The organism is Paradesertivirga mongoliensis, from assembly GCF_024436395.1.
GTDB classification, from domain to species: domain Bacteria; phylum Bacteroidota; class Bacteroidia; order Sphingobacteriales; family Sphingobacteriaceae; genus Paradesertivirga; species Paradesertivirga mongoliensis.
The window spans coordinates 105,304-117,697 of record NZ_JAFMZO010000004.1 but is presented as its reverse complement, the minus strand read 5'-3'; the positions used below and the strand labels follow the sequence as shown (position 1 = coordinate 117,697).

Here is a 12,394-nt window from a genome sequence, read left to right as displayed (position 1 = left end):
ACCAAAAAACATATCGACAAAAAAATCGTTAATACTAAGTCAGAATGACACTTTTAACTGGTTATCTACCGACAAATTTTCTGAAAATGAACCTAGACCTTTTTAATTATAAGACATATATTCCGGTACGTTTTGGCGATTTGAATGCCTTCGGGTTCGTGAACAACGATATTTATCTTACTTACTTTGAAATAGCCCATACTGAATACTGGAAGAAAATCATTCAGTGGGAAAGCAAAACCCAGGGTATCATTATTGGTAAAGCTGAGATAAACTACATAAAACCGATTGAGTTCGTTAATGAAGTTTACGCTTATGTACGTACCGCCCGAATTGGAAATTGCAGTTTCGATGTGGAATACGTCCTAACCATCCAAAAGCCTGAGGGCGAAGTTGTTTGTACCACCGGTAAAACCGTATGCGTTTTTTATGATTTTGCAGAAGGAAAGCCGGCAGCCATTCCGGAAGTACAGCGTGAAAAGATGATCGCCTTCGAGGCATTAAGTGAGGAGAACATCCTGTACAAAATGTAACTCAACTACTTGCTCGTTAAACTTATTAAGAAGCTTCTTCCGGCCCGAAACCTCCATTACGGCATGCATTTTACTGCCGTGCTTGGTCAGTTTTAAACGCTTATATTTTAAGTGATGGCCGGCTATTAGCGCCTCGAGATCGACAAGGCTCGTAATGCAATCATCTTTAAAGGTAATATTGAATACTTTTCGGGTATAAAAGAAGTCCATTAACATTTCGAGCCAGCTGAACAGGGAGAGCACCAGTATTATAAGCCCTGTAAGTATTAGCGACATGGTAAAATGCCCTATTCCGATAGCCATTCCCAGCGAGGCTGTTACCCATATTACCGAAGCGGTAGTGAGACCGGAAATCGAAAGGCCATCTTTAAAAATCACACCGGCCCCGATAAAACCTATACCGGTGATTATGTTAGCCGCGATTCTATCGTCGCTCATTTCTCCGGCTTTCTGAGAAACCATGGTAAAAACCGTCGCCCCAAGGCAGATCAAAATCATAGTGCGGAGGCCGGCAGACTTGTTTTTATACTCTCTTTCGAAGCCTATAACGCTCCCGCACATCACCGATACGGCAATTTTTATTAAATCAATATGATTAAAATCTGAATCAAACATTATTTTAAAATATTTTTCCTGGGTTAAGAATGCCTTTCGGATCGAAAACCTGTTTTATTCCGCGCATGATATCTAAATGTACGTTAGAAAACTTTATCGGCATAAATTCTCTTTGCACTAAGCCAATTCCATGTTCACCAGAGATAGTTCCACCCAAACTAACCGTTAACTCAAATATTTCCCGAATCCCCTCCTTTAATTTATTTGTCCAGTCATTATCATCCATACTTCCTTTAATAATATTCACGTGAAGATTTCCATCGCCGGCATGACCGTAACAAATCGATTCAAAGCCGTATTTGCCGCCAATTTCTTTAATCCCGTGAATCAAACGGGGTAGCTCTGCCCTTGGAACCACCGTGTCTTCCTCCTTATAAATGGAATTTGATTTAACAGAAACCGGCATCACCCTTCGGATCCGCCATAAATCATCTTTCTGAGCGGAGGTATCGGCGAACAATACGTCGAGGCAACCATTCATTTCGAGAACTTCATTTATCTTCTCACACTCTGCAAACAGCACGTCCATGTTATTTCCATCTACCTCTACCATCAAAAATGCAGCAGCGCCATCTTTTAGGTCGAACTGAATGTGATCATACTCAATTACCCACTCCACTCCTCTCCGCTCCATAAATTCGAGTGCAGACGGAACTACACCCGCTCTAAAAATGGCCGAAACGGCAGAACAAGCTTGTTCATTACTTGGAAATGATGCCATCATCAACACATCGTGCGTGGGCCGCGGAATTAGCTTAACAACCATTTTGGTGATAATACCAAGTGTACCCTCAGAACCTATCATCAACTGGGTTAAGCTGTAGCCTGATGCATTTTTCAACGTATTTGCCCCGGTCCAGATGATTTCGCCGGAAGGCAGAACAACCTCCACATTCAATATATATTCGCGAATAGTTCCATATTTAACCACCCTTGGACCTCCCGAGCCGTGGGCGATATTACCCCCCATATAACAACTGCCTTTACTTGATGGATCTACCGGGTACAGCAGTCCCTTTTCCGCAACTGCATCCATAAAAACCTGAGTAATTACACCTGATTCCAGCGTTGCCTGCAAATTACGTTCATCGATTTCGATAATTTTGTCGAGCTTTTCGAGAGAGATTAATACGCCTCCATGCACCGGGAGGGCAGCGCCAGACAAGCCTGTACCTCCACCCCTGGCCGTAACGGGCAAGTTATGTTCGTTACAAAGTTGCAGCAACAATGATATTTGCTCAGCTGAAACAGGCTTAACTACAATCTCAGGATAGAACTGCAGATCTTCTGTTTCATCCCTGCTATAGCGCTCCATATCGGCATGCTCAACAATGATATTTTCTTTTCCAATCAGAGACTCGATTTTTCCGAACAGATCTTCGGTTATTTTATTGAAAGACATTTATTTATTATAGGTTAGTTCCACCAGTGAATTCCTTACTTCACCTTTAACCGGTAGATTTAATTTTCGAATACTTACTTTGACCGTTTCCAGCTGCGAAAACTCGGCCACAACTGATTTTAAAATTCGCTGGGCTACTGTTTCCAACAATTTTCTGGGTGTTTTCATTTCGCTCGATGCAATCTCAAAAAGCCGTTCATAGTTGATCGTTTCATCGAGATCATCATTGAGATTTTCGTCTACCAGCATAAAAGTTTCGATATCCACTAAAAACTCGTTTCCAACTTTTTGTTCTTCGGCATAAAATCCATGATGGGCAAAAAAACGAATCCCCTCCAGCGCCACTTTTTGCTTTATTTCTCCCATAAGGCAAATTTAGATTTTTAACAGAATAACAGCTGTTATAATTATAAACATGCTTGCTTTCCGAACAGGAAGCTATAGCTTTGCGGTGGTTTAGTCGTTTGGGTTGTAAAAAACTTTGCTTTTCCGAGATTCCCAGGCTTCGGCACCTACATTTGAGACGGATGATTTAACTATAAAAATGAGAATAAACTGCTTATTTATTTCCTGCCTGTTGACACTCGCAGCATGTTCTTCAGATACAGAAAAACGCCTGCCTATCTTAGGCGAACGTGAACCTGTAGAAAAAACGGTGGATGGAAAGACCGTTGTCGACACCATTTACCAAACTATTCCGGCATTTAGCTTTATAAACCAGGACAGCAGCGTTGTTACTGAGAAAAATTTCGAAGGAAGGATTTTTGTGGCTGACTTCTTTTTTACTTCCTGCACCTCCATCTGCCCTATTATGCATCGAAATATGCTAAAGGTGTATGAAAAGTTTAAGGATAATAAGGAAGTCGGGATTCTCTCGCATACCATTGACTTTAAGTATGATACGCCTTCGAAGCTGAAATCATATGCTGAAAAACTAGGCATCACCGGCGACCAGTGGCAATTTGTAAAAGGTACAAAAGACTCGGTTTATACGCTTGCCGAAAAGAATTACCTGGTTGCTGTCGCCGAAGATAAGGCTGCGCCGGATGGCTTTGTTCACCAGGGGTGGTTTATATTGGTTGATAAGGACAAGCGACTACGCGGCGCTTACGATGGCACCAAAAAGGAGGCGGTCGATCAATTGATTACCGACATGGAAATCCTGCTGGAAGAATACGATGAGAAATAAACTCATCTTTCTTTTATTCATATCAGTTTCGGTGATATGTATTTTAGAGGCGTGCCAGAGCGAACAGGAGCTGAACTATGCGCGGTATTACATGAACGGAAAAGAAATTTACGAGGGGCATTGCCAGAATTGCCACGGCGACAGTGGACAGGGCCTGGCACAGCTCTATCCACCCTTAACCGATACCAGCTACCTGAAAACCAACAAAAGCGAATTAGCCTGTATCATCAAAAACGGACTTAAAGGCCCTATATCGGTTAACGGAATTGAGTTCAACGGCGAAATGCCCTCCGAATCTCATCTGGCAAATATCGATATAGCAGCAGTAATCACTTATATAACCAATTCTTTCGGAAACAAGCAGGGACTGTATGATGTTGCTAATGCCGAGGCCGATTTAAAGGCTTGCCAGCATTAGGATGAAGATAAGCAATGAGATTATAGGTTTAGCAGCGGGGATACTAACCGCTACCGCGATGATACCGCAAGTAGTAAAAACGATAAAAGAAAAAAACGCAGAGAATATTTCGCCGTTTATGGTGATTATTTTAATCATCGGAACTGCCACCTGGACCTATTATGGTACTTTAAAAGACGACATGCCGATTATCGTGACTAACGCCTTCTCGTGTCTCGTAAATTGTCTGATGTTATTTTGTAAGCTCCGTTTCAGTAAAACCTGATCAGGCTTTTGGAATGCGTTTGATCTCGTGGTCGGATATTTCAATTAGCCGGTCTTTGTACAACGCGCCAATCGTCTTTTTAAAGGCCTTTTTACTGATTTTCAATCTTTTGTAGATCTCAGTGGGAGAACTTTTATCGCCAAGGTCGAGACTACCGCCGTTTTCGTCGAGTTTAGCTAAAATGACTTCCTTTGAATCGAGAATGTGAGAATATCCTATCGGATTCAGGCTTAGATCAATTTTATTCCCTTCTCTGATCTTTTTGATATAGCCTTTCCTGATTTCACCATGGTTCAAATGTTCATAGAGTTCGTTATGGTATAACAAACCTGCGAATTTCTTATTGACAATCGCATTATACCCCAGATCACCCGGATCAGTAATATATAGCTCTACTTCATCGCCAACTTCAAAATCAACTTCACCTTCATCAATGAAAGGGGCCAGCCGCGAACTTGCTTCTATTCTGTTGTTGTGTTCGTTCAGGTAAATGTAAACTACATACTTTTCGCCTTTACGCATCGGGCGCTTCTGCTCGCGAAGCGGAACGAACACATCTTTTTCAATCCCTAAGTCCAAAAAGGAGCCATCGTCGTTTTGATCAATTACTTCGAGCACGGCAAACTCACCTACGCAGGCGAAAGGAGTTTTTAAAGTGGCCATTAAGCGACCATCGCTGTTCATATATACAAAAGCGTGAATTGGCTCAGCAGTATTTACATCGCCGGTAACTGATGGAAAAGGAAGTAAGACTTCATATCCGGGTTCGCCTAAAACAAGTCCCAGAGACGTTTTTCTAATAAATTCAAGCTCGTTAATTTTCCCAGTCTGGATCATAAATACCGTTGCCCTTTAGTGGCGAAATGAAAGGCAAAGATAGATTAAAATTTTTCAGGCACTATGATGGATTTCGATAAGTGCTGAAATCTGCCCCGTGTTTGAAGCAAACAGCCAGGCTTCACCTGAAATGACTAGCTTTTATCTATTTCCTGTTGCATCGATTATGCTAACACTTACGATGGATGCTACCAGTTTTAATCAAACACCTGCTTTCGTTACATAAAAGTTAAAAGAGTATTTTTATTTTTACAAACATTTCAAAATATATTTCCTTTACTGATTTAAACAATAATTATGAAAAAATTACAGATCCTTGCCCTGGCAACTGCAATGTTCGCTATGAGTGCCTGCGGCGAAAAAACTGATGTAGTTGAATCCGGAACGTACAGCGGCACGATTCAAGAAGTAGAAGCCGACAAATCAGAGATTTATGTAAAAACCGACGACGGAAAAGTACTGGAATTATACTTTACCGACTCGACCAGCCTTACCCAAAATGCAGAAACCGTTGCTTTTGATCAATTAGCCGAAGGCAAAAAAGTGGAAGTTGAAGTCGAAAAAGTTGGAAACAGACTAGATCCTAAAGCGGTAAGAATTTTAGAATAGATGTCCCAATCATCCATCTGGCGCGAGGAAATATGGCACCCTCTATCGGTACACTTTCCAATCGCCCTGCTGTTGTTTGCTACAATGATTAGTGCCGTGTCTCTTTTCGTAAAAAAAGAGACACGCAATACCTGGCAATTTGCTGGAAGCCTGTTACTTTTTACAGGCTCCCTGGCTGCCTGGCTTGCGATCTATACCGGCGGCATAGCTGATGGAGCAGTTGCCCGCACTATCTGTGATCCAACGATTTTGAAAGACCACGAAAATGCGTCGTACACTATGGCTTATCTTTTTTCGGCCGCGGCCTTTATTAATCTCATCCTTATTTTTATGAAGCTGCAGGAGACGTTCGCCACTTTTCTGAAATACGGAATGGTATTAGTAATGCTCACAGGCTCAGGATACCTGGTTTACACATCGCACGTGGGCGCTACCCTGGTTTACCAACAGGGAGCAGGTGTGCATAAGCCTTCTGCAGACTGTAAAGGTTTTTGAAGCATTAAACTCTTAATGCTTCTTTTTCTTATTCATTTTCGCCTTTAAGCCCGAGCTGTAATTGTAATCCTTCGCATTGCTGGCTTTCTTTTCATGAAAAGCAGCTCCGCGTTCTTCCGTTTCTTTCGGTGCCTTATGTGTTTGAACCTTCCTTTCGGGATCTCTTTGCTCCACATCAACAATTAAATCCTCTGGCAAATCGGCAACCGGCATTTTCTGCCCGATAGCCTGCTCTATCCTTCTTACCACAGGTAACTCAAAATCGGTAGAGAGGGTTATGGCAAGCACCTCTTCGCCCCCAGAATCGGAATTAATAATCCGGCTGATAAACGTTTGTTTGTCTTCCGGAAGCTCCGCATGAATAATAAAAGGAAGACCCTGAAGATCCAGGTTCCCCTGCAACTCGTCGGCAATAATTAACACACGAACGGTATCACTCTCATAAAATTCGTCAATACTCTCCAGGCCGGCAGATTCGAAGAAAACCGGGTTTAAAATAGCAATCTCTCCTTTCAACCTTACTTTCAAGTGATTATAAACTTTTTCAGCAGTTAGCCTGGTATTCACAAATACTACTGTCTTAGTAAAGATCTCGGCATCGTCCAAAAGCAGACTCAACAGATTCAATTTCGTCCGGAAATTAGGCAATTGATATAGTAACTGAGGATGAGTAGACACGGTAGTTTCGCCCAGCTCTTCAACTTCAATAAGCACCGGCTGCCGCATAAAGGGATCGATCATTTTCTCGAGCCTCTCATGTATCACTTCCGAAAATACCAGATGCTGGCATTTTTGGATACTGTTAGCCAACTCCACAACCGGTAGTTGCAGACCTTGCTTTACAATCAGCTCCGCATCGTCTACCACAAACATCAAAATCTTGTTCAGGTTCAGGGCCAGCTTCAGGTAAATAGCCCTCGCCCTGTCGGGAGTAGCCACCACAATATCACATCCATCCGCCAGAGCATTTAGCTGACTCTCTATGGCAGGGGCAGCATATAATCCCACCACACGGATAGTCTTATTTTTATTCAGGCGTTCAATTTCTGCCATTACTTCCTCTACCCTTTCCTTATCCGGAACCAGGATCAAAGCCCTGGGAGCGTCCTCAAACCCCTGTTTCAATTTATTGAGCACTCCCAAAATATAAGTACTGGTTTTACCGCAGCCCTCGGGGCCTATTCCAATAATATCCTGTCCGCCAACAATACGGGTCAGCGTTCTGGCCTGCATTTCTTTAGGACTTATGAATCCCTCATCAGTTATCGAGCGGACCAACGACTTATTAAGCTTTAATTTTTCTAACCACACAGCAGCAAAAATGAAATTTGGCGCAAATTACGGATAGATGTTCGGGAATCCAGTATTTTATTTCCGTCTGATGAAGTTTAAGCCATAAATTACGGTGCTCTGTTTTTTGAAAACCATCCGGGCTGCGGCTATCCTCTTCCGCCCTGCTGTTCGCGCCAAGCCGTCCCGAACCTAAAGCCTGGCTGCCGTCTTTCTGCTGCCATCAGGTTTAGGGTGAAAGGCCGGTGCCCTGTTGGAAGCAAAAGTCAATGGTCAAGGCCCACAAAATTTGCACGCCATAAGCATAACCTTTCTGACATGCCACCGTAAAACCTGATCTGAACAAATATTTCTGTTCACAACTTTGATTTCGAAAACCAATTCCCCCTTGTATGCCGATTAATGGTAAAATATTTCAGGTCTCGTATAAAAGGTTCAGCACAATAGTATCGGCAGCCATATATCTTCTATTATTTGTTGCAACAATACCGATAACCCTGGCTCAGGAGATGAAGTTTAATCGAAAGACCTCAAGAAACGGACTATCTCAAAGCTTTGTCAGAAGTATTACCAGCGATAAAAATGGTTTTATCTGGATCGGGACCTCAGACGGGTTAAACAAGTATGACGGGTACACCTTCAAAATTTATCAGAGCAACGCAGGGAAGAAAGGGAGCTTAAGTACAAGCACAATTTTATATACCTATACCGACAAAAAAGGTGTGCTTTATGTAGCCACAGAAAATGGTGGCTTAAATGTATATAACTCTTCGACAGACAATTTTACTGTATATAAAAACAATCCAAAGGATCCGAACAGCATCGCCAGCAATAGGGTTACCACCATATATGAAGACTCAAGGGGTATTCTATGGGTAGCCCTTGAAGATAAAGGTCTGCATATATTCGATCGCAAAACACAACGGTTCAAAAAAGGGTTTACCGCCAATTCGAATGGGAAGGGATTAGTTAGTAACTACGTCAGAGCTATTTCGGAAGATAAACAAGGCAGACTTTGGATTGGAACTGATAATGGCATCAGCGTTTTAAGCCGCGACCGGAAAACCTTTAAAAATTATTTTAGCACCTCCCAACCCAATAGTCTAAGTACCGGCGTTATCCGAAGTATTTTTACAGATTCAGATGGCGACGTCTGGATAGGAACAGCCTTCGGCGGACTGAATCTCTACGACAAGAACAACGATGGTTTTATAAAATTCAAGCACACCAGTAATCCAAATAGTCTTTTAGGCGACTACGTACCAGGAATATGCGAGGCCAAAGACGGAAAAATATGGGTGGCCACAAACTGGGGAATGAGCGTTTATAACAAGCAATCAAAAACCTTCGTAAACTACACCAATGATCCATTCGACGTTAATTCGCTGGTGGATAACGGGCTGAACACCGTGTACGCGGATAAGGAAGGAAATATCTGGATAGGAAGTATCGCGGGCTTATCGATAAAGGAAGCCCTTGACTCGAAATTTCCAAATTATGCCAACAAGCCGGGAGATACTAACAGTCTGGGCAGCAAAGAGGCGTTCAGATTTTATGAGGATTCGCAAAACCGACTCTGGATCGGGCTGAGAGAGGGTTTCGACCAGTATAACAGGCAAACCGGGACTTTTCTACATCATAGAAAACGAAAAGATGGAAAACGTATTGGCACGGTATTATCCTTTTATGAAGACAGCAGAAAAAACTTTTGGATTGGTACGTTTGATGAAGGGATTTACAAATACAACGCCGCCAATGATACCTATCAGAATTTCGAAGGTATTGATCCTCTAAACAATCAAAAAATAATTTTAAGAGACATCTGGTTCATCCAGGAAGACGCAGAGCAAAATTTATATATCGCTTCATATTCAACCGGTATCTATAAGTTCGACAATCAGCGAAATGCGTTCTACCGCTTTTTATGGGAGGGGCGGACAATTCCGCTGGCGGGCATAACGGCCTTTTATATCGACAAAGGTTCCAATCTTTGGATTGGTTCAAACGTAGAGGGCCTTATTAAAGTAAATAAAGAAAAAGGCATTTACCAAACATTTAAAAACAACCCCTCAAATAATAACACTATTACAAGCAACGATATATCGACTATTGTTGAAGACAGAAATGGAAATCTTTTAATCGGAACTAAAGGCGGTTTAAGTCACCTGAGCATTAAAAGCAACGTCTTTAGCAATTATACTGACGCCGATGGCTTAAACAGTAACCAGATCAATGCTATTTTGGAAGACGCATCCGGAAACGTCTGGCTAAGTACACACAAAGGAATTTCGAAGTATGATATAAGATCCAGATCGTTCAGAAATTATAGCATCAATAATGGCTTCGAGTTTAACGAATTCCTCCAGAGATCCGCATTGAGGCTTTCCAGCGGGGATTTGGTATTTGGCGGACTAAACGGATTTAACCTATTTAATCCTCAAAAGCTCGTTTTAAACAGCGCTATTCCGGAAGTTCATATTATCGACTTTGAACTGTTTAATAAATCGGTTTCCGTCCACGGTGAAAATACTGTTTTAAATAAGGTCATTTTAGAGACTGATGAGATCAATCTTTCATATAAGCAAAATGTATTTTCGTTTGAATTTATAGCAGGCAACCTGTCGCGGACTAAAGAAAACCAATATGCTTACAAACTTGAAGGATTTGACAAGGACTGGAACTATGTAGGAACAACCCGGAAAGCCTCGTACACGAATATCCCTCCGGGCGAATATACTTTTATCGTAAAGGCCTCTAATAATGATGGTGTCTGGAACAAAAAAGGCCGTTCTATAAAAATTTACATCAAGCCACCTTTCTGGATGACCTGGTGGTTTAGGATACTGACTGTATTAACAATTGCAGGTGGGGCCATTGCTTATTACCGGCATCGGATAAACATCATCAAAGCGCAAAAAGAGGCATTGGAAAAGGAGGTACAGCTACGTACAGCCGAAGTAGTACATCAGTCTGAGGAATTAAGGGTACAATCCGAAAACCTTATCAATGTAAATGAGGAATTACAAGTCCAATCTGAGGAACTTCAGCAGATGAATGAAGAACTTCAGGCCCAATCTGAAGAGCTTCAGTCGCAGACCGACAACCTGTTTACCCTAAATCAGGAGCTTGCCATGGAGCGCCAAAAGGCAGATAAAGCAAATCAGGCAAAGAGTGTTTTCCTTGCCACCATGAGTCATGAAATCCGCACTCCAATGAATGGCGTTATTGGTATGGCCTCACTCCTTGCCGAAACCAAGCTTTCCAATGAACAGGAAGATTATGTGAATGTGATCCGCACAAGCGGAGATGCCCTTTTAACCGTTATCAACGATATTCTTGATTTCTCGAAAATTGAATCGGGAAATCTGGAATTGGAGCACCACGACTTCGACCTTCGCCAATGTATTGAACAGGTTATGGACGTTTTTGCAGGCAGAGCCGCTGCACAAGGATTGGACCTGGTTTATCAAATTGATAATATGGTGCCCATTCAGGTGATCGGCGATAATATGCGGCTCAGACAGATTCTCCTCAACCTGGTGAGTAACGCCATGAAATTCACCCACGAAGGCGAGGTATTTTTAAATGTACAGCTCTCTAAGGCGGCAAATGACGATATAGAAATCAGCTTTGACGTGCGGGACAGCGGTATCGGGATCCCGAAAGAAAAGATTGGCCGCTTATTTAAGGCTTTCTCTCAGGTAGACTCTTCTACCACCAGAAAATACGGTGGTACAGGTTTAGGCCTCGTGATTAGCGAGCGTCTGGTAAAATTGATGGGGGGTGAAATTACGGTCGAGAGTGAAGTAGGAAGAGGTACAACCTTTAGCTTTACCATCCAGTGTAAGGTTGGTAAGGTTTCAAGGAAACAATATGCCAATTTCAATACTGCCGGTAATGAAGGAAAAAAGGTACTGATTATTGACGATAACGAAACTAACCTTTCTATCCTGAAAGCACAGCTCGAACTATGGAAACTGGTTCCAACATTAGCATCATCAGGAAAAGAAGCAATAGAACTTGTTGAATCGGGTGAAAAATTCCAGCTGATTATTACCGACATGCAAATGCCGGTGATGGATGGTGTTGGGCTCGCCGAAGCACTTAAAGCGATTATTCCGCAGGTTCCCATTATATTACTAAGCTCTGTTGGCGACGAAAGCCGGAGTAAATATCCTCATCTATTTAACTCAGTGTTAACCAAACCGGTAAAACAAGCGCAGCTCTTTAATTTGGTTCAGTCTGAACTTAAACCCGGTAAGCCTCCCGTTCAGGAAGAAAAAGTAAACCAAAACGTTTTATCCGAAGATTTCGCTAAGCTGTATCCGCTTGATATTCTTTTAGCCGAAGACAACCTCATTAACCAAAAACTTGCTATGAAAGTGCTTAGCAAGCTGGGCTACCTTCCCGAACTCGCCAATAATGGTCGAGAAGCTGTAGATATGCTCAAAATCAAAGCGTTTCATGTTATTTTAATGGATATGCTCATGCCTGAAATGGATGGACTCGAAGCCACCGCATACATCAGAAAAAATAGTATTCATCAGCCTGCAATTATTGCAATGACGGCAAATGCTTTACCAGAAGATCGCGAAGCCTGTCTCAAAGCTGGAATGAACGACTATATAACGAAACCTATCAGTCTGGAAATCCTGGTACAGGCCTTAAAACAAGTAGCCGAAAATTATTACGAAACTCAGAATATCTAGTACCCCCCGAGAGGCTTCTATTGTGGAAGTTT

The 12,394-nt window shown here is 42.2% G+C and carries 12 protein-coding genes; 7 read left to right on the top strand and 5 right to left on the bottom strand.

Going from position 1 to position 12,394, the window contains the following annotated elements; translation table 11 throughout:
- Positions 1–86: 86 nt before the first annotated feature.
- A complete protein-coding gene (locus J3P43_RS16035; protein ID WP_255904312.1) occupies positions 87–533 on the top strand; it encodes an acyl-CoA thioesterase in 447 nt (148 codons plus the stop codon).
- Here J3P43_RS16035 and J3P43_RS16030 read toward each other — a convergent pair.
- From J3P43_RS16030 to folB, 3 genes are read right to left on the bottom strand one after another with little or no spacing between them, the layout of a single operon-like run.
- Positions 501–1,148 carry an MgtC/SapB family protein gene (locus J3P43_RS16030; RefSeq protein WP_255904310.1) on the bottom strand — a complete coding sequence of 216 codons (648 nt, stop codon included), beginning with the start codon at positions 1,146–1,148 and terminating at the stop codon, positions 501–503. The genes J3P43_RS16035 and J3P43_RS16030 overlap by 33 nt on opposite strands.
- A gap of 4 nt (positions 1,149–1,152) precedes the next feature.
- Positions 1,153–2,550, bottom strand: coding sequence for an FAD-binding oxidoreductase (locus tag J3P43_RS16025; protein ID WP_255904307.1), 1,398 nt, complete (start codon positions 2,548–2,550; stop codon positions 1,153–1,155).
- Positions 2,551–2,916: a dihydroneopterin aldolase gene (gene folB / locus J3P43_RS16020; protein WP_255904305.1), complete on the bottom strand. Its 366-nt coding sequence runs from the start codon at positions 2,914–2,916 to the stop codon at positions 2,551–2,553.
- A gap of 178 nt (positions 2,917–3,094) precedes the next feature.
- Between folB and J3P43_RS16015 the strand changes: the two genes are divergently transcribed.
- From J3P43_RS16015 to J3P43_RS16005, 3 genes are read left to right on the top strand one after another with little or no spacing between them, the layout of a single operon-like run.
- Positions 3,095–3,739 carry an SCO family protein gene (locus J3P43_RS16015; RefSeq protein ID WP_255904303.1) on the top strand — a complete coding sequence of 215 codons (645 nt, stop codon included), beginning with the start codon at positions 3,095–3,097 and terminating at the stop codon, positions 3,737–3,739.
- Positions 3,729–4,157, top strand: coding sequence for a c-type cytochrome (locus tag J3P43_RS16010; protein ID WP_255904301.1), 429 nt, complete (start codon positions 3,729–3,731; stop codon positions 4,155–4,157). The genes J3P43_RS16015 and J3P43_RS16010 overlap by 11 nt, the downstream gene beginning before the upstream one ends.
- 1 nt (position 4,158) lies before the next feature.
- Positions 4,159–4,422 (top strand): SemiSWEET transporter, encoded by a 264-nt coding sequence (locus tag J3P43_RS16005; RefSeq protein ID WP_255904299.1) that lies wholly within the window; start codon positions 4,159–4,161, stop codon positions 4,420–4,422.
- On the opposite strand, the gene J3P43_RS16000 is transcribed toward J3P43_RS16005, so the two are convergent.
- Positions 4,423–5,259: a CvfB family protein gene (locus tag J3P43_RS16000; protein ID WP_255904297.1), complete on the bottom strand. Its 837-nt coding sequence runs from the start codon at positions 5,257–5,259 to the stop codon at positions 4,423–4,425.
- A gap of 297 nt (positions 5,260–5,556) precedes the next feature.
- On the opposite strand from J3P43_RS16000, the gene J3P43_RS15995 reads away from it, so the two are divergent.
- Both J3P43_RS15995 and J3P43_RS15990 read left to right on the top strand, forming a co-directional pair.
- Positions 5,557–5,868 carry a hypothetical protein gene (locus J3P43_RS15995; protein ID WP_255904295.1) on the top strand — a complete coding sequence of 104 codons (312 nt, stop codon included), beginning with the start codon at positions 5,557–5,559 and terminating at the stop codon, positions 5,866–5,868.
- The gene (locus J3P43_RS15990) at positions 5,869–6,363 is read left to right on the top strand and encodes a DUF2231 domain-containing protein (RefSeq protein WP_255904293.1); all 495 of its coding nucleotides are present in this window, start codon (positions 5,869–5,871) and stop codon (positions 6,361–6,363) included.
- 12 nt (positions 6,364–6,375) lie between these two features.
- On the opposite strand, the gene J3P43_RS15985 is transcribed toward J3P43_RS15990, so the two are convergent.
- Positions 6,376–7,674, bottom strand: coding sequence for a DEAD/DEAH box helicase (locus J3P43_RS15985; protein ID WP_255904291.1), 1,299 nt, complete (start codon positions 7,672–7,674; stop codon positions 6,376–6,378).
- A 488-nt stretch (positions 7,675–8,162) separates the two neighbouring features.
- Between J3P43_RS15985 and J3P43_RS15980 the strand changes: the two genes are divergently transcribed.
- The gene (locus J3P43_RS15980; RefSeq protein ID WP_255904289.1) at positions 8,163–12,362 is read left to right on the top strand and encodes a hybrid sensor histidine kinase/response regulator; all 4,200 of its coding nucleotides are present in this window, start codon (positions 8,163–8,165) and stop codon (positions 12,360–12,362) included.
- The last annotated feature ends 32 nt before the right edge of the window (positions 12,363–12,394 follow it).

Coding starts and splice junctions, on each gene's coding strand:
- J3P43_RS16035 (WP_255904312.1), top strand. CDS start 87: ATGAACCTAGACCTTTTTAATTATAAGACATATATTCCGGTACGTTTT.
- J3P43_RS16030 (WP_255904310.1), bottom strand. CDS start 1,148: ATGTTTGATTCAGATTTTAATCATATTGATTTAATAAAAATTGCCGTA.
- J3P43_RS16025 (WP_255904307.1), bottom strand. CDS start 2,550: ATGTCTTTCAATAAAATAACCGAAGATCTGTTCGGAAAAATCGAGTCT.
- folB (WP_255904305.1), bottom strand. CDS start 2,916: ATGGGAGAAATAAAGCAAAAAGTGGCGCTGGAGGGGATTCGTTTTTTT.
- J3P43_RS16015 (WP_255904303.1), top strand. CDS start 3,095: ATGAGAATAAACTGCTTATTTATTTCCTGCCTGTTGACACTCGCAGCA.
- J3P43_RS16010 (WP_255904301.1), top strand. CDS start 3,729: ATGAGAAATAAACTCATCTTTCTTTTATTCATATCAGTTTCGGTGATA.
- J3P43_RS16005 (WP_255904299.1), top strand. CDS start 4,159: ATGAAGATAAGCAATGAGATTATAGGTTTAGCAGCGGGGATACTAACC.
- J3P43_RS16000 (WP_255904297.1), bottom strand. CDS start 5,259: ATGATCCAGACTGGGAAAATTAACGAGCTTGAATTTATTAGAAAAACG.
- J3P43_RS15995 (WP_255904295.1), top strand. CDS start 5,557: ATGAAAAAATTACAGATCCTTGCCCTGGCAACTGCAATGTTCGCTATG.
- J3P43_RS15990 (WP_255904293.1), top strand. CDS start 5,869: ATGTCCCAATCATCCATCTGGCGCGAGGAAATATGGCACCCTCTATCG.
- J3P43_RS15980 (WP_255904289.1), top strand. CDS start 8,163: ATGAAGTTTAATCGAAAGACCTCAAGAAACGGACTATCTCAAAGCTTT.